Annotated in this window: 17 protein-coding genes; 9 read left to right on the top strand and 8 right to left on the bottom strand. The window is 28.8% G+C overall.

All coding sequences use genetic code 11. The features are described 5' to 3' along the window. The first annotated feature begins 3 nt into the window (after positions 1-3). Complete coding sequence (locus ACFQ5N_RS02045) at positions 4-723, top strand: HNH endonuclease domain-containing protein (RefSeq protein ID WP_386807304.1); 720 nt, start codon at positions 4-6, stop codon at positions 721-723. Here ACFQ5N_RS02045 and ACFQ5N_RS02040 read toward each other — a convergent pair. The 7 genes from ACFQ5N_RS02040 to ACFQ5N_RS02010 all read right to left on the bottom strand — a co-directional run bounded on the left by ACFQ5N_RS02040 (position 715) and on the right by ACFQ5N_RS02010 (position 8,610). Further along, on the bottom strand, positions 715-1,110 hold the full coding sequence (locus tag ACFQ5N_RS02040; RefSeq protein ID WP_386807302.1) for a DndE family protein: 396 nt from the start codon (positions 1,108-1,110) through the stop codon (positions 715-717). The two genes, ACFQ5N_RS02045 and ACFQ5N_RS02040, sit on opposite strands and share 9 nt — an antisense overlap. Continuing rightward, a complete protein-coding gene (dndD, locus tag ACFQ5N_RS02035) occupies positions 1,094-3,187 on the bottom strand; it encodes a DNA sulfur modification protein DndD (protein ID WP_386807301.1) in 2,094 nt (697 codons plus the stop codon). The genes ACFQ5N_RS02040 and dndD overlap by 17 nt, the downstream gene beginning before the upstream one ends. Continuing rightward, positions 3,184-4,548: a DNA phosphorothioation system sulfurtransferase DndC gene (gene dndC, locus ACFQ5N_RS02030; protein ID WP_386807299.1), complete on the bottom strand. Its 1,365-nt coding sequence runs from the start codon at positions 4,546-4,548 to the stop codon at positions 3,184-3,186. The genes dndD and dndC overlap by 4 nt, the downstream gene beginning before the upstream one ends. A gap of 272 nt (positions 4,549-4,820) precedes the next feature. After that, the gene (locus ACFQ5N_RS02025; RefSeq protein WP_386807297.1) at positions 4,821-5,318 is read right to left on the bottom strand and encodes a hypothetical protein; all 498 of its coding nucleotides are present in this window, start codon (positions 5,316-5,318) and stop codon (positions 4,821-4,823) included. A 51-nt stretch (positions 5,319-5,369) separates the two neighbouring features. Continuing rightward, on the bottom strand, positions 5,370-6,176 hold the full coding sequence (locus tag ACFQ5N_RS02020) for a helix-turn-helix domain-containing protein (RefSeq protein ID WP_386807295.1): 807 nt from the start codon (positions 6,174-6,176) through the stop codon (positions 5,370-5,372). Positions 6,177-6,317: 141 nt separating this feature from the next. After that, positions 6,318-7,616, bottom strand: a complete 1,299-nt coding sequence (locus tag ACFQ5N_RS02015) for a tyrosine-type recombinase/integrase (RefSeq protein WP_386807293.1) — start codon at positions 7,614-7,616, stop codon at positions 6,318-6,320. 637 nt (positions 7,617-8,253) lie between these two features. Next, entirely contained in the window at positions 8,254-8,610 is a 357-nt protein-coding gene (locus tag ACFQ5N_RS02010; protein ID WP_386807291.1) for a winged helix-turn-helix transcriptional regulator, read from the bottom strand. A 97-nt stretch (positions 8,611-8,707) separates the two neighbouring features. Between ACFQ5N_RS02010 and ACFQ5N_RS02005 the strand changes: the two genes are divergently transcribed. The 8 genes from ACFQ5N_RS02005 (at position 8,708) to ACFQ5N_RS01970 (ending at position 15,057) form a co-directional block, all read left to right on the top strand. Then, positions 8,708-9,694, top strand: a complete 987-nt coding sequence (locus tag ACFQ5N_RS02005; RefSeq protein WP_386807289.1) for a zinc-dependent alcohol dehydrogenase family protein — start codon at positions 8,708-8,710, stop codon at positions 9,692-9,694. Between the two features lie 14 nt (positions 9,695-9,708). Further along, on the top strand, positions 9,709-10,515 hold the full coding sequence (locus ACFQ5N_RS02000; protein ID WP_386807287.1) for an SDR family NAD(P)-dependent oxidoreductase: 807 nt from the start codon (positions 9,709-9,711) through the stop codon (positions 10,513-10,515). Continuing rightward, entirely contained in the window at positions 10,499-11,422 is a 924-nt protein-coding gene (locus ACFQ5N_RS01995) for an LLM class oxidoreductase (RefSeq protein ID WP_386807285.1), read from the top strand. The genes ACFQ5N_RS02000 and ACFQ5N_RS01995 overlap by 17 nt, the downstream gene beginning before the upstream one ends. Before the next feature lie 333 nt (positions 11,423-11,755). Beyond that, positions 11,756-12,562: a tetratricopeptide repeat protein gene (locus ACFQ5N_RS01990; RefSeq protein ID WP_386807284.1), complete on the top strand. Its 807-nt coding sequence runs from the start codon at positions 11,756-11,758 to the stop codon at positions 12,560-12,562. A gap of 255 nt (positions 12,563-12,817) precedes the next feature. Continuing rightward, a complete protein-coding gene (locus ACFQ5N_RS01985) occupies positions 12,818-13,348 on the top strand; it encodes a GNAT family N-acetyltransferase (RefSeq protein ID WP_386807283.1) in 531 nt (176 codons plus the stop codon). A gap of 14 nt (positions 13,349-13,362) precedes the next feature. Next, a complete protein-coding gene (locus ACFQ5N_RS01980; protein WP_386807281.1) occupies positions 13,363-13,902 on the top strand; it encodes a dihydrofolate reductase family protein in 540 nt (179 codons plus the stop codon). Positions 13,903-13,988: 86 nt separating this feature from the next. After that, a complete protein-coding gene (locus ACFQ5N_RS01975; RefSeq protein ID WP_386807279.1) occupies positions 13,989-14,351 on the top strand; it encodes a hypothetical protein in 363 nt (120 codons plus the stop codon). Positions 14,352-14,424: 73 nt separating this feature from the next. Then, entirely contained in the window at positions 14,425-15,057 is a 633-nt protein-coding gene (locus ACFQ5N_RS01970) for a cyclase family protein (RefSeq protein WP_386807277.1), read from the top strand. Positions 15,058-15,101: 44 nt separating this feature from the next. Here the strand turns inward: ACFQ5N_RS01970 and ACFQ5N_RS01965 are convergent, their stop codons facing one another. Then, on the bottom strand, positions 15,102-16,097 hold the full coding sequence (locus tag ACFQ5N_RS01965; protein WP_386807275.1) for a PorP/SprF family type IX secretion system membrane protein: 996 nt from the start codon (positions 16,095-16,097) through the stop codon (positions 15,102-15,104). Positions 16,098-16,105 lie beyond the last annotated feature (8 nt).

Raw genomic sequence — 16,105 nt, 5'->3', positions numbered from 1 at the left:
TATGTGCCATTTAGATTTATTAGGCCTTGGTATAGTGAGTTTCTAAGAGGGGTAAAAGATGGTGAAGTAAATTCTAAAATCCTAAATTTACAAAATGAGTCAGCACCATATACAATTGATTTAAATTTAAAGAGTATTGAAATTAATCAAGATTGGTTTTATTGGATAAAAACAAATTTTAAGTTAATAGAATCTTTCACATATTTCGAGCTTCTTAAATATTTAGAAAAACAGAACCCTAATGTTACAAGTCTTAGTTTAAAATTGGTAAAACCAGTTGTTAGGAGTCTTTCACAACCTACTAAATTGTGGAAGAAATTTATAGAGAAGAATCCAATGGAAGTTGATGTATTTGAGAAAAGACCGTTGTTAGATATTGAAAGTTTAAGTATAGATCATTTCTTGCCATGGAGTTTTGTTTCTAATGACTTAATATGGAATCTTCACCCAATAGATAAAAATATAAACAGCTCGAAGAACAATTTCTTACCAAGTTTGAATTACTTGAATTCTTTTTCTTTGTTACAATATAGCTTTTGCAAGTTTCTATTAAATGAAAACAATAAACTAATTGAAAGTTATTACGCCTTATTTAATTGTTCTAAAGAAGAATTAGATAATATTCAGAAGAAATTATTTATAAAAAAAATGAATGAAACGTTTTTACCTAAATTTGAAATAGCTACAAATATGGGGTTTAATAATAATTGGGTCTTAGACTAATTCTAGTAATCCATTTTCAATCTTCTCAACCAAAAAATCAAAACCATCTATATTGGAACGTTGGTTAATTTCTTCATTTAATAATTGAAGTCCATCATCAATATGCATTTTAATATATTTAGAAAGGTCTTTATCAGTTTTGTATAAATCGTAGTGAATACAGATCAAACCCATATAATAATCAGAATACTCGCCAAATAATACAGATTTTGAATACTCCTTCCCACTTGAATTACCAATATTCTTCAAATCAAGTTTATGGTCTTTAGATAAAGAATAAGTTAAAGCAATTCTTGCAATTACATTTTCAGCTCCTAAGCCTAAAGTTCTTGTTAACTGCGTAACAATTTCTTTATTTTCTTTACTGGTTCTAATTTGAGTAAACATCTACTTCTTGTTTTAAATGATGAAATAATTTATTTACAGGAAAGGATTTAAAACTGGAACCATCGTTTCTGTTTTCTATAACAAAAGCTTTATTGACGTTGGGTTTTAAATACTCATATTCCAATTCAGATAATTCTTTTTCCAGCAATGGAAATAATACGACCTGATCTGAAATTGCAGGATAAAATTCTTTAATAATGTTTTTTGAATGGTACTTGTCAAACTTTTGCAATGGGCTATCAATAAACACAGGGAATTTAATCCCAGATTCATCAACCAAGGCTTTTAACAAGGCTGTTGCATATAACTGTTGCTCTCCTTTAGATAATGAATTTTTATCCATAACATCACCATTTTTATCTAACAAATCAATATCCATGACATCATCCAATACATTTACACGTACATCATAAATAAAATCTTCTTTATGCATGATTTTATTCAAGCCTAGTAAAATTGATTTTTGTAAGGAATATTTTTTATCCTCTTTTATCTTTTGAATGATAGCGCTAATTTTCTCTAATAATTTAAGAGTTACTCTATATTTTTTCTGGTCGGTTTTGATCAGCTTGAAATTTTTCTCATATTCTGATAAAACTTTATTGTTAGATGCTAAGTTTGTTTTAAGGCCACCTAGCTCTTCTATCAATTTACTTTTACCTTCAATTAAAGTAGCTATTTTATCATCTATTGCTGTTTTCTCCTCTCGTATTTTTGATGCTAAATGATTGTCTTTTCTCGCTTCTGCTTGTCTGATGCTTTGTTGAACACGAGATAATAAAATACGATTATTTTTTACTTCTTGAATTACCACATTAAACTGACTTGAAAAGGCTCCTTTTATATTACTATAAACAGCTTCAAAACCTCTAAATTGTTCATTGGTAAAATCAAGTAATATTTTACCTTCACTTATGCTTTCAACCAAGCTTTCTTTTTCGGCTAAAGTGTTATTTAAAACCTCTTCAACTATAGATTTAGTATCTGAATCAAATTTTAGCAGCTCTAATTTAGATAAGATTGATGTTGAAAAAATTGCCAATTCCTCAATTAATAAATCACGGTCAATTGAGTTTGAATGCAATTTATGTTCATAAATCAATTGTTTATTTAAAGTCGCTAATTTATTGCCTGAAATCACTAATGGAGCTATATCCAATAACTTTTTAAGATTACTTTTAATTTCAATGGCATTTTCCTTCAAATCATCACGTTCCTTCTTCATTTCCTGAAGTTCCTCTAACGTAATAGCATTTCCTTCTCGAATTAATTTTTCCTGAAGATTGTCACTGTTTATTTTATGGTTTAATATTTCCTTATCAATATTTAATTGTTTGCCCTCATTGATCTCTATAAAACCATTTAATTCTTTCTCATTATCAACTAAAGAAATTAATTTTGTTTGCTGTAAAGGAGAGGCTCCACTTCGTCTAAGTTTTGTTAAAAGTATTTCAAGATTCTTTTTTAAATCTTCATATTTTTTGATTCCTAAAACTTCAGAATATGCTTTACTTAAATTTCTTAACTCTGCTTTTGATTTTGCTTCTGCTAGCGAAACTATTTTTTCAGCATCAAAAAAGAAAAATTTTGCAATCTCTCGGGGTAAAATAAAATCATTGATAAAGACCTCATAACCAACATCCTTGGTTAATTCATTTTCAAGACCATCAATAAATATTTTTAACTCTTCTGTTTCAGTTTTTAAATCATACGATCTTTTCAATAAAACTGACTTACAAGGTATTGAAGGTATTAGAATGTCTGTTAATTCAACTTCCACTGAAAACTTAGAAGAAACATTGGTGTCGTGATTGGATTTTACATCACGGTTTAATAATGTTTTAAGAAACTTATCATACCCACCAGCATTTTTAATGTCCTTTTTATATTTATCCTCCACCTCACTCATCATCTTTCCATAAAAAACCCAAATTAATGAAGTTAAAAAAGTAGTTTTCCCAAAACCATTTTTACCAGCGATGATGCTAATATTCTTATTGGGCTTAGGCGAGAAAATTATTTCATTGACACCTTTATAGATCCTGAAATTTTGAAATTTTATTCTATCTATTTTCATATTTCATTTTCATTTACAAAATCTTCAATTCTTTTTTCCACATCATTGTGCAATCCATATTTTGAGATCATTAAGGTTTTTGTTTCCTGCAGCGAAATTAAGTTGTCAATTAAATTGTAATACTCCTTATCCTCTTTACACACGTCTCTTAATATCCTTCTTTCGGTATCATCAAGAGATTTTATATTATTCGTATTGATATCTTTATCGAATATTTCTTTATAAAGTTTTCCTACTGTGAAGTCAAAAATACCATCACGGTTCCAAATGACTTGAATAGCAATTAATTCTTGATTATTAATTAAAGTAACATAGGGTCTTTCTTTTTGAATCTCTTTCTGAACAGTTAACAAATCTTTTAAGATTTGATACCTGTATTGGGCATTGTAATTCCCATTAAAAGTTCCATCCTCTCTAATAGCATCTTGACCATTTCTACGAGTATTAGATCTGTTTTCGGTTAAATTTCGATGTTCTATCAATCTATTACGAAATCCTAATAATGGTTGCATCCAATCTTGACCTTTTTCTACAAGCGCAGTCATTGATTTATCTACTTTCACAACGGTACAAGTCCAGCAACCAAAACGACTTTGGCCACAAGAGCTATGCTCTTTATTTACAACAACAGTTGGGCATTCATAATCATCGGCACTGGCATCAGAGTAAATTTTGAATAAAATGGAATTATCAAATCCCCAAGGAGACTTTACAGTATTAATAATATACCAAACTTCTTCTAAAAATAAATCTTTTATTGGAGAATAAACATATGTATTAGCAGTGCTTTGATGCCTAGATAATCGACTTCCTGTTACCTCATGTTTTTTCATAGAGCGTTCTCTTGTAGCACTCTCTTCATATCTGGTTCCTAGCAATACGATAGCTTCACCTTTTTCATCAATTTGTTCTAATAAAAAACTAGAAGTAGGTCTTATTTTTAATTTATCGGTACACCATCTAAAAGCATTATTTGGAACTGGGTAACCTTTACCAATTACATTCACCCAAAAACTTTCTTCAAGTTTCGGTGTTGTTTTTTGAACAAGGATTGGTAAATCTTGATTTCTGGCAGATTCACTTATAATTGAAAGTACATCTTCAACATAATTTGCAATAATTGGATTTTCAACCATGGTATCATTACAAACAACATATACTTTCCTTTTTAATTGAAAAGGAAAAGGCATTTCTTCTCTAATTCTCTGAAGTGCAATCCAAACCAAAGTAAGCAATACAGTTGAATCTTTCCCACCACTAAAACCTATAATCCACGGTCTATCAGACTTATCGGCATATGCATACTGGTCAATAATTTCAGAGATAATCCCTTCAACTTTTTTACTTTTAATTTTAATCATAAAATACTAGTGAAATTTCCCGAAATTTAAGGTAAAATGATAAAATAGGCAAAGGAATGTTCTTAATACTGTACAATAAATATTAACATTGTAAGAGGAATATTTTATTGAAGTAATTATTTTAGTTATAAATGACTTATCGCCAAAAAAATAAGAAGTCAATAGAGAAAGTTGTGAGAAAGTATATAATCAATTCCTACTTTGAAACGGTGTTTTATGTTTTGTTATTAACAATGATCTAATTGATTATAACTATTAACTTCTTTAAAATATCAAACAACATTATTAGCAGTATTAATTTGATTTATAACAGTGTTATTTTCCTTCCTTTTTGGGATATATACAATTTGATTTGTTTCTAAATCAAAATAATATTGTTCTCCATTAGGACCTAGTTTATAATTTTTAATTGGTCTATAACGACTTCCAGTGTAACTTTTAAGTTCTTGAATATTTTCAACTGTCACAGGTTGTTTTTTTGGATTTGAAAATGCTTTAGTAATTCCTTTCACCCCATCTGCTAATAATACACCTGCAGTAACTTGAAGTACACCAGGTAAAGTTACTTCTTCAATTTTCCCATTTTCCTTTTTTTCTTCAGGTGTTTTGGAAAATCCTTTATAGGTCTTTTTACTTAGTTCTTTAATACTTTTATTTTTATGGTAGTTATGTTTTTTGCCACATTTTCTGCTACAGAATCGTTGTATTCCTCTTTTAGTAGGTTCATATTCCTTTCCACAAAGTTCACAGATGTAATTTCCAGCTTTCATTCAATTTTTGGGGTTTGGTGTCCGATTAGCGTCTAATAGGACATGAAATTCTTATTTTTTATTGTATTTAAGTTTAGAAGTAAAGAAATTTTCAATTTTCTCGTCTCCAGTATCTTTTATTTTTCTGCCTGATTTTACCCATTCTACAATTTCCTCTTTTATAAAATATAATTTCTGACCTCTCTTTTCATATGGAATTTTGTCTTGGTTCACCAGTCCATAAATTGTTTGTTCTTTCAATTGTAGAAATTCGGATAATTGTTTCGTACTTAAAAAACCATCATCAGTAGTATGAGGCAAGGATTGTTCAATATTTTGAAGAACACTTTCTGTTAATGTTTCAATTAATTCTTCAATATTTAGGGACGTGTAATCTACCGGATCCTCTTGTTTAATTTTACCTCTTGATTGAATCTCAAGTTTTTTATTCTTTATGATATCAAATGTATTTATAGGTTTACAAGGATCCGTTTTTAAGGAACTCTCCTTTAACTTTTCAGAGTATTGGTTATATAGTTTTAATAGTCTGGTATCATTTGTATAGGGAACCAGTTTAAAGCCTTTAAACTGGTTTAATTTGAACATCATCTCTATTAAATCACTATTTTCTTTAAAAGTATCAGTAACATAAAGTAAGGTTTCCCAAATTGTGATGCCTTTTATAAATTGTTCATAGGAATATTCTTTTCTTAATTTTGGAGTCACTTCTTTATTGAATTGATCTTTTACTTCGTTTGATAAAATAAGCAACTCACTATTTTTCGCATAATTGTCCGCTCTGGATCTAAATAAATGCCAACTTAAAGGGAAATTATCATACAGAGGTGTGTTGATTTTGGTTATCTCTTGATCTAACATAGTTTGGATAGATTTAAAACTATAATTAAAAGATCTATCATTGGATTGATGAGATTGTAATGTATTTTTTAGGATGTCTTCGTAATTACGAATAGTTTCAGTTCGGTTATGCTTGTATATGTTGAGGTATTCCTTCATTTTTTAAAAATTCATTAAGTTTTTAGAGAATTGTTTTTTTGTTTTATCATCAAATCCAGAGAAATAACCTTTTGTAACATTCATATTACTATGGTTTAGGGCTTCACTTATGAACTCCATGGTTGCTCCATTTTGAATAGAAACAGATGCAAAGGAATGTCTAGCCCAATAGGTAGAAATTTTAAAATTAACACCATTTTTTTTAGCTATTTTGTTAATATGAAGGTTGATGAAACTAATAAAGTTTTTGATTTTCCTTTTTTGTTCAAATGCATTATCTTTTTTATCAACTACTGTAAATACATAGTCCGTTTTCTTTTTTGAAGGATTAGAATATTTTTCAATAATTTGTTTCGCATAATCGTTTAAAGGAATACTAATTTCCTTGAGGTTTGATTTTTTAGTAGTGACAGTTTTTTCTCTAAAATATTTAATAGAATCTTCATTTAAGTCTGAATAGGTGAGGAGGCAAATATCTTTGAAGTTGATTCCGTACAGAGCATAACTTAAAAACCAAAAATCTTTTGCTTTTTCTTGTTTTAATGTTTCAGGTGTTGCTTGAAATAAAATAGTCAGCTGAGAAGACTTTAATGCCTTTTTAGTTTTTTGAGAAGATGGAATTTGGTATTTTGTTTTTCCTCTTCCAAACGGATAAATATCTTCTTTGATATCATTTTCTGAAATAGCGTCGTTAAATATTGTTCTTAAACATCTTACATACATGGAAACTGTAGTAAAAGATTTCAATTCTTTTTTAACCATCCAATATTCATATTTTTCCAACCAATCAGCCGTAACATCATAAAATGTGAAATTTTTAATTGCTTTTGAAATTTCAATTTCTTTTTCTTCTAAAGAATTGAATTTTGTTTTTTTAAGAATGAACATTCCAAAAGACTTTAAACTTAACTCGTAATTATTGGCAGTTGCAATTTGGTCATTATTTAATAAGGCATTAATTTTTTCCAAGTAGTGATGAGCAACATTGATAGCAGCATTTTTATTTCTAAAAAATTTCCGCTCAAATTTCTCAAATGTAAATGGATCTAGTTCTTTACAAACATCAATAGCTTCTTGTTCAAATTTTAATAGGTATGATTTTGTTTCGCTAAGTTTCTTTTTAACTTTTATAGTAGAATTAAAAATTTTCTCAAAATCTTCTATAGACAGATCTATTTTGGTTGAATATAGCTTTGCCTTTTTAGTAATATTTGAATAAACTCTCAGCTTAACACGGTATAAATTTTTTGAGTGTTTTATGAGGGTTCTTTTATCTAAATAAATCGAAATATTAAAATCCATTTTTACAGTAATTTTATACAAAAATAGTACGATTTTACGTAAAAAACGTCAAAAAAACGAAAAAAAGCACAAAACAGTCTGCCTTTTTTTTTAATGTAAATATATGTTTACCTTTTAAATAAAGGCTTGCAGGTCTAAAGTACTTAAATTAGTTCAAAATACTTGCACAAAAAAGGTGTGTTACTTGCACACAAAATGCACAAAAATCACAAAAAAAGCATTAAATTAGCCCAAAAAATAAATATATGTTGATAAATATAATTTTTAAAAAAGCTTTGAAAGCCTTATAAACAAAGGCTTTACATAACAATTCGTAAGTTTTGATAAATTACCCCGTCTGCTTTCTAAGCAGACGGGAAAATTTGAGTGTTTTTCATTACTTTTGAGGTCTTAAAAACACTTCAAAACTTTGTAATATTCAATTTAAAATATGGCTTAAGATCAGCAAGTGAATTGGTTGAAAATAAAGGAGTGAAGTAAGGGGAAATTTGAGTAAAATTACATAGAACAACTAAGGTGTTTTAGCTGATTATAAACAAGAAGAATAAAACTTAGTGAATTAAATTAAATTCATTTTGTTTTGAAAAATAATAGTTTTAGAGTTTAGTTCTTTTCATTTTAACCGAAGTATAAATGTTTATTTTGAAAATTTTTCTACTACCGAATCTCCCCAATCAGCAATAGCTTGAATTAATGGTATTAAAGTTTTACCAAATTCAGTTAATGAATACTCAACTTTTAATGGTGGTTTTGAGGTGTAAACTTTCCTTTTAATTAAACCATCTTCTTCTAATGCTTTCAGTTGTAAACTCAACGTTCTTTCTGTAACAGTAGGCATAGATTTTCTCAATTCATTATATCTTAATTTATTTGTCATCAAATGGTACAGAATAACAGTTTTCCATTTTCCACCAATAATTCCCATAGTTAAGCTCGCACAGCAAGGGTACTCGTTTTCTCTAAACTTGAGCGTTTTTTGTTTTGTTGATTCCATAAAATTGATACTATCATTTTTGACCGTTATTGCAAAGGTAGAATACTATACTTACTTTTGCAACTATAATTTTTATAGTAACAAAAAACAATACATAATGAAAGCAATGACAATTAATAAATACGGTGAAAACGCAAAGTTTGAACCTATGGAAATTGAAAATCCAGTTTTAAAAAGCGGTCAAGTACTAATTAAAGTTCATGCATCAAGTGTTAATACGGTAGATACTATGATTCGCAGTATGGGAAAAGACTTGCCATTTTCTCCTGAAAATCCTGCCATATTAGGAATGGATGTTGCTGGAACAATAGAAGAAGTTGGCAATAATGTTACTGAATTTTGTGTAGGAGATGAAATTTATGGTTGTGTTGGTGGTTTGGCAGATTTACAGGGAACTCTTGCAGAATATGTTGCAGCAGACAGCAAACTAATTGCACATAAACCTAAAAATTTAACAATGAAAGAAGCAGCTGCGCTTCCATTAGTTGGAATAACAGCTTATGAAGGGTTAAAGCGTGCAAATATTAAAAGTGGACAAAAAGTTTTAGTACACGGTGGAACTGGTGGAGTAGGTCATGTTGCAGTACAATTGGCAAAACATTTTGGAGCGAATGTTTATGCAACTTGTGGTGGAGAGAATCAGATGGATATTATTAAAAATTATGGTGCTGAACCAATAAATTACAAAACAGAACAAGTTGTAGATTATGTAAATAAACATACAAATGGAGTTGGTTTTGATATTGTGTTTGATTCTGTAGGAGGAGAAAATATGCTTAAATCTTTTGAAGCTGCTACTTTAAATGGGCAAGTTGCATCTACAGTTTCTTTATGCGAACTGGATTTAAGCACAGTGCATTTTAAAGGTTTATCTTTACACGTTGTGTTTATGCTTATACCAATGCTACATAATTTTAAGAGAGAACAACACGGTGAAATTTTGAGTAACATTACCAAAATTGTTGAAGCAGGAAATTTAAAACCGTTACTTGATGCACATCAATTTACATTAAATAATGTTGGAGAAGCTTACACAAGATTAGAAAGTAAAAACGCAATTGGTAAAGTTGTTGTAGAAAACTAATAGAACCAAAAAGAATGAAAACAATTTTAATAACAGGAAGTACAGATGGAGTTGGTAAGTTAACAGCAATAAAACTGGCTGAAAGTGGACATCAAATTCTTTTACACGGAAGAAATTTCGAGAAGTTACAAAATACGATATCAGAAATTAAAGAGAAAACCAACAATGATAAAGTTTATGGTTTTGTATCAGATTTATCAGATTTTAATAGTATAAAACAAATGATTGTTGACATCTCAAATAAATTTTCTTCGATAGATGTTTTGATAAATAATGCAGGAGTTTTTAAAAGTCCTGTAACTCAAAATAGTGATAATTTAGATATGAGATTTACTGTAAATTATTTTGCACCATACATACTTACAAACGGATTGTTGAAAATTCTAAAAAATAGTAATTCGTCAAGAATACTAAATTTAAGTACGGCAGCGCAATCAACGGTTTCAATAGAAGCATTAAAAGGAAATGAAATTATTTCAAGTAATATAGCATATGCTCAAAGCAAATTAGCTTTAACAATGTGGAGTTTTGTTTTTGCAAAAGTCAATCCTAGTATTACAACCATTGCCGTAAATCCTGGTTCTTTATTAAACACAAATATGGTTAAAGAAGCTTATGGCCAATATTGGTCATCGGCAGATAAAGGAGTAGCTATTCTATATGAATTAGCACTTTCAGGAATGTATAAAGAAAGTACAGGGAAATATTTTGATAATGATAATGGAATATTTTCTAAAGCTCATAATGACGCTTACAATGAAGAAAAAATAAATCAATTAATTACTGAAACAGATAAAATTTTAAATGAATATTTATTCTAAAATAGCATCCAGGGGTAAATTAACATTGGGGCTAGTGTTTCCGTTAGAAGCTTATAATGGTTCTGTTCCAAAAATGGAAAATCAAGAAAAGCTTGCCAAAAGAGCCGAAGAATTGGGTTTCAAAGCGCTTTGGTTTAGAGATGTTCCTTTTAATGATCCAAATTTTGGAGATGCAGGACAGTTGTATGATCCTTGGATTTATATGACTCACATAATGAACCAAACGTCAAAAATTGCGTTAGGTTCTGCAAGCATCATTTTACCTTTGCGTCATCCAGTGCATATTGCAAAATCAATTAATAGTCTACAAATTCTTTCTAACGAACGATTGGTTTTGGGTGTGGCATCTGGAGACCGACCTATTGAATACCCTGCATTCAATAAGCAGTTAGAGAGCAAATCTGAATTGTTTAGAGATAGCTTCTTTTATATCAAAGCCTTGTTGAAAGATTTTCCAAATTATAACTCAAAATTTTATGGGAGCACAAATGGTACAATAGATTTATTGCCAAAATACAAGCAAAAAACACCAATGATAGTTACTGGGCATTCAGGACAATCTTTGGACTGGATTGCAGAAAATTCAGATGGTTGGTTATATTACCCAAGAGATTTTGAAACATTACAAATAGTAATGCATCAATGGAAAGAAGCCTTGTTGAAAGCCGAAAAAGATTGGAAACCTTTTATGCAATCCTTGTATGTAGATATAACTAAAAATGCTGAAGTACATCCAACTCCAATTCATTTAGGGTTTAAGTCGGGAACAGAATATTTAAATACGCATTTAAAATTGTTAGAATCGCATGGTGTAAATCATGTAATATTGAATTTAAAATATGGCTCAAGATCAGCAAGTGAATTGATTGAAGAAATAGGAGAAAAAGTTATACCTAATTTTTCTTGATAGGGAAATATTAAAATTTATAAACTGATTTTTTTCTTCAGTTTTTAATGAAGTTTAGCATAATCAAAATACAATTGTGGTTTACAAGTTTTATAAAACTCAAATGCCTAGCCAAAAACAGCTAGGTATTTTTGTGCTGATTAATGCGCATACCTTTCCAAAGTGATATTAATCATATTTTCAAAAGTGAATTTGATTTAAATTAGTAATTCAAAAAATTGCAGCTCTTACAAATAATTTTATTCATTTGAATTAGTTTAAATTTTCTTTCCATTAGAAATAACAAGCTACAATTTAAGCCAAGTTTTAACTAATTTATTAAATAGTAATGTCATGAAAACAATAAAATTTTTATTTATAGCCTTTACAATAGTATCGCTTTATAATTGTAAAGAAACAGTACAAAAACCTTCATTGGAAAGTGTTGAAAGCATTAATAAACCAAACGATAGTACTATTATTGGTGCATGGAAACATATGAGTTCCAATGGGCCTGTAAAAATTAATTTTAGAGAAGATGGGTTTGTGGAAACTGATTTAGGAGACAACAACTCAATTGACATAGTCTCTAGTTATGTGGTTAAATTTGATACCATAACATTTTTTGATAAAGAAGGAAAATCTTGTCCTAATCAAGGAGTTTATAAAGTTTACAATAGAGGATATACAGTTGCTTTTGATGTAATAGATGACCTTTGTAATGGAAGAATTAAATCTACAATAGGTTTTTGGGTGAGACCAAATCATATGGAGCAAATAAGTGAGTTGAATGCCATAATTGAAAAATCAAATGACATTGACCTTATTTTAAATAGAGGAAGAATGTATTTAGCTTTAGCAAAAACTAAATTGGCTAAAAATGACTTTGACGCTTACATAAAAAAAGATTCCTTAGATGCTAAAGTGTTTATAAATAGAGCGGCAACAAGATTTCCAAACGGCTTAAAAGGAATTGTATATGATTGTACTAAAGCTATTGAATTAGATTCAACTGAAAAACACGCATATTTTTTAAGAGGTCTTGCTTATTATGGATTAAATGAAAAGCAAAAAGGATGTGATGACTTTCAAAAATCTATTGATTTAGGGTTTGAAATATTAAAAGAGGCTGAGTATAATAAGTGTAAAGAGTATTGGTAGCAAGTACATTTTAGCTTTAATTAATAAAATATAGCACTGAAAAACCAGCACAATTTATTAGGTTAGCTGATAAATTGATTTGTAAATATTTCAGCTATTATACAGAAAAAAAAGCTTATTTCTGAACAAATAGAAAAGGTATTCCAAATAAAAATACTAATTTGAACATTTGAAAATTACGTTTCATAAACGCAAATTTCAATGCATTAAAAACATATGGTTTTGTTTAATTATGTGCAATGTGAATAGTTAAAAATGGAAATAACAATACGAAAAGAGACAGAAATAGATTTTGAAAATGTATTCAATTTAATAAAAAAGGCTTTTGAATCTGAAAAACTGAGTGATCACAAAGAACAGTTTTTAGTAGAAAGATTAAGAAAATCAAATGCATTTATTTCTGAATTATCAATAGTTGCAGAAATTAATGAAGAAATTATTGGGCATATTTTACTAACAAAACTAAAAATTAAAAATAAAGTGAGTGTATTTGAATCCTTAGCACTCGCACCCGTTTCTGTTTTACCAAAATTTCAAAGAAAAGGTATTGGTGAAAAACTAATAGTTGCGGCACATAAAAAAGCTTCAGAGTTAGGGTACAAGTCAATTGTTCTTCTTGGTCATACAGATTATTACCCAAAATTTGGTTATAAGCAAGCAGATAAATTTGGAATTGTATTTCCGTTTGAAGCTCCTAAAGAAAACTGTATGGTAAAAGAACTAGTTGAAAATGGATTAAATGGAGTTAGCGGATGTGTTGCTTATCCAAAAGAGTTTAATGAATAAATAGCACGAAATATATGAGTAAAAAGAATAGCGTTTTTATAGCAACAAGTTTAGACGGTTATATTGCCGACAAAAATGGAGGAATTGAGTGGCTTCATTCTATACCTAATCCTACTAATGATGATATGGGATACGCTGAATTTACTAACAATATTGATGCCTTAATAATGGGAAGAAACACCTTTGAAACTGTACTTGGATTTGATGTTGATTGGCCTTATAATAAACCCGTTTTTGTGTTGAGTAACAAATTAAAAGAAATCCCTGCATCTTATAAAAACAAAGCTTTTTTGGTAAACGGATCATTAACAGAAGTTTTAAGTGAAATTCACAAAAAAGGATTTGAAAAATTATATATTGATGGTGGAACAACTATTAGAAGTTTTTTAAAAGAAGATTTAATTGATGAACTTGTGTTAACTACTATTCCTATTTTATTAGGTGGTGGTTCTCCATTATTTTCTCAACTTCCTACTGAATTATCTTTTGAATTGGTGACATCAAAATCCTATCTCAATCAAATAACTCAAAATTATTACAAGCGAAAAAAATAGTAACTTTAAAAATTGAATTATAATAAACTGAAAGTAATTTTAGGGAAGTTAGTATGCAAAATGAAAGAATAGAATTCATTAAAAATTTGACCAATAACATTAAAAAAATGGTAAGTGGTTTGCAAAAAGAGAACCCTACAAAAGAATTCAGCATTCGTATTTATGAAGAAAATATGTATTGGTGTGTGAACTGGAAAAGTAGTAAACATTGGAAAACGGATAAATTATTAAAAGAATATTTTCAAATTCAAGTATACAATGACAACGGAAAGTATTCTTTATTAGGAGAGCATAGAATTGAGGATATTTTTGAACAATTAAGTGAAGAGTATTTTTTGTATAAAGAAAAAACAATGAAAACATTAACATTGTTAACAAATGAAATTATTCAAAAAACAAAATTGGCTGTTTTAGAAGCTGTAGATAAAGAATTTGATGCTGATTTTTAAAAAAATACAAACTTGTAATGTTGTATTCTTAAAAATTTTTACCGTAAACTAATTTAGAAGAAAATTAATTGAGATGATAATAGATTTAACACATAAACTTAAAAATAAAATAACAGTTTATCCGGGTTCAATTGCGCCAAATTTTGAGAAGGGAAGCACAATTGAAAAAGATGGCTTTGCAGAAATTAACATCACAATGAGCACGCATACAGGAACACATATTGATGCACCTGCACATTTAATTCCTAATGCAAAATCTCTTGACCAATTTTCTGTTGAAAAATTTATTGGACCAGCTATTGTAATTGATTGTTCTAAACAAAAAGAAATTAGTTTAGACCTTCTTAAAGTTAAAGAAGACGAACTAAAACTGGTTGATTTTGTGCTTTTTTATTCGGGATGGCAAAACAAATGGAATTCAGAAAAATACTTTGATGAATTTCCTACGTTAACAATTGACGCTGTTAAATGGTTGGCAAAATTGAATTTAAAGGCTGTTGGTTTTGATGCAATTTCTGTTGATAAAATGACAGATGAATTACTGCCTAATCACCACGTACTTCTAAAAAAAGAAATTTTAATAATTGAAAATATGACGAATTTAGATAAGTTAATTGCTAAAAAGTTTGAATTAAATTGTATTCCTTTAAAAATTGAAAATTCAGATGGTTCACCTATTAGAGCCTTTGCAAGAATCATTAATTAAATCAAAGTAACCGCCTTTGACTAAAATTACAGAAACTGCATTTTTTAGAAGTAACTCACACATTTATAACGGTTTAAAAATCGAATATTGTAGCTAAAATCATATGAAATAGAAAATTCATGTGTACCTCCAGTAACTCCAATTCTACTTGTATTAAAATCGTATGAATATCCAAACTTAAATCCTTCCCATTTTATACCTCCAAAAACATCAAACGAACTTAAAAAATCATTGCTTAAGCCTGTTTTTAAAGGGTTTGTAGCAAATAAAAAACCTACTGAAAATTTATTGTCAAATACATATTGTGTTCCTAAGTCAAGTCTGCTAAATTTAGACTGCATCATAAAGTTTGTTAAAAAGTACAGGCTATTTTTATCTGAGAATCGATTGTTAGAAAAACGATATAAAGGAAACTCTAAATTGGCGTGTGCAGAAATAAAAATATCTAAAGGTGTTTCGCCATCTTCTGTCATAGAAATATTAGGCTGATTTAGGTGTCTTACAGTTAAACCTACCCAAGAATTTTCATTATTGAATAAAATAGAAGAACTAAAATCAAAAAATGTTCTTGTTTCATTTAATAAAACAGGATCATTGGTAATTGGATTTATAACTCCTGAATTTATATTAATTTGATCGCCTAATAAAATATTTTGAAACCCAAAATCTTTTAACCCAAATCCTACAGAAATACTGGGCCTAACAAACCATTCATCATTCAATTGAATGGCCAATGCATAGTTTAAATTAATTTGGTTAAAACTATATTTAGATTCACTTTCGGTATGGTTTAAAAAGGTAACACCTAAACCACTTTTAAATCCTTCAAACCAAGTATCAGCATACATAAAATTAGTGTTAATTTCAACACCTAAATGAGTCCATTGCGAACGATGAAGTACTCCTAATTTCGTACTTCTAATGGCACCTGTAAATGAAGTGTTAATGGTTTCAGGTACCAAAAAGGTTTGTGTGAAAATTGGGTCTTGTGAATAAATTTTTCCACAGATAAAAAGAGCTAGTATTAATATAAACCTCATAAATAACC

The sequence above is a fragment of the Lutibacter holmesii genome, from assembly GCF_042679665.1.
Lineage (GTDB): Bacteria > Bacteroidota > Bacteroidia > Flavobacteriales > Flavobacteriaceae > Lutibacter > Lutibacter holmesii.
Note: the sequence above shows the minus strand (reverse complement) of the source record. Positions and strands in the feature narration are given on the sequence as shown.

Coding starts and splice junctions, on each gene's coding strand:
- ACFQ5N_RS02040 (WP_386807302.1), bottom strand. CDS start 1,110: ATGTTTACTCAAATTAGAACCAGTAAAGAAAATAAAGAAATTGTTACG.
- dndD (WP_386807301.1), bottom strand. CDS start 3,187: ATGAAAATAGATAGAATAAAATTTCAAAATTTCAGGATCTATAAAGGT.
- dndC (WP_386807299.1), bottom strand. CDS start 4,548: ATGATTAAAATTAAAAGTAAAAAAGTTGAAGGGATTATCTCTGAAATT.
- ACFQ5N_RS02025 (WP_386807297.1), bottom strand. CDS start 5,318: ATGAAAGCTGGAAATTACATCTGTGAACTTTGTGGAAAGGAATATGAA.
- ACFQ5N_RS02020 (WP_386807295.1), bottom strand. CDS start 6,176: ATGTTAGATCAAGAGATAACCAAAATCAACACACCTCTGTATGATAAT.
- ACFQ5N_RS02015 (WP_386807293.1), bottom strand. CDS start 7,616: ATGGATTTTAATATTTCGATTTATTTAGATAAAAGAACCCTCATAAAA.
- ACFQ5N_RS02010 (WP_386807291.1), bottom strand. CDS start 8,610: ATGGAATCAACAAAACAAAAAACGCTCAAGTTTAGAGAAAACGAGTAC.
- ACFQ5N_RS02005 (WP_386807289.1), top strand. CDS start 8,708: ATGAAAGCAATGACAATTAATAAATACGGTGAAAACGCAAAGTTTGAA.
- ACFQ5N_RS02000 (WP_386807287.1), top strand. CDS start 9,709: ATGAAAACAATTTTAATAACAGGAAGTACAGATGGAGTTGGTAAGTTA.
- ACFQ5N_RS01995 (WP_386807285.1), top strand. CDS start 10,499: ATGAATATTTATTCTAAAATAGCATCCAGGGGTAAATTAACATTGGGG.
- ACFQ5N_RS01990 (WP_386807284.1), top strand. CDS start 11,756: ATGAAAACAATAAAATTTTTATTTATAGCCTTTACAATAGTATCGCTT.
- ACFQ5N_RS01985 (WP_386807283.1), top strand. CDS start 12,818: ATGGAAATAACAATACGAAAAGAGACAGAAATAGATTTTGAAAATGTA.
- ACFQ5N_RS01980 (WP_386807281.1), top strand. CDS start 13,363: ATGAGTAAAAAGAATAGCGTTTTTATAGCAACAAGTTTAGACGGTTAT.
- ACFQ5N_RS01970 (WP_386807277.1), top strand. CDS start 14,425: ATGATAATAGATTTAACACATAAACTTAAAAATAAAATAACAGTTTAT.
- ACFQ5N_RS01965 (WP_386807275.1), bottom strand. CDS start 16,097: ATGAGGTTTATATTAATACTAGCTCTTTTTATCTGTGGAAAAATTTAT.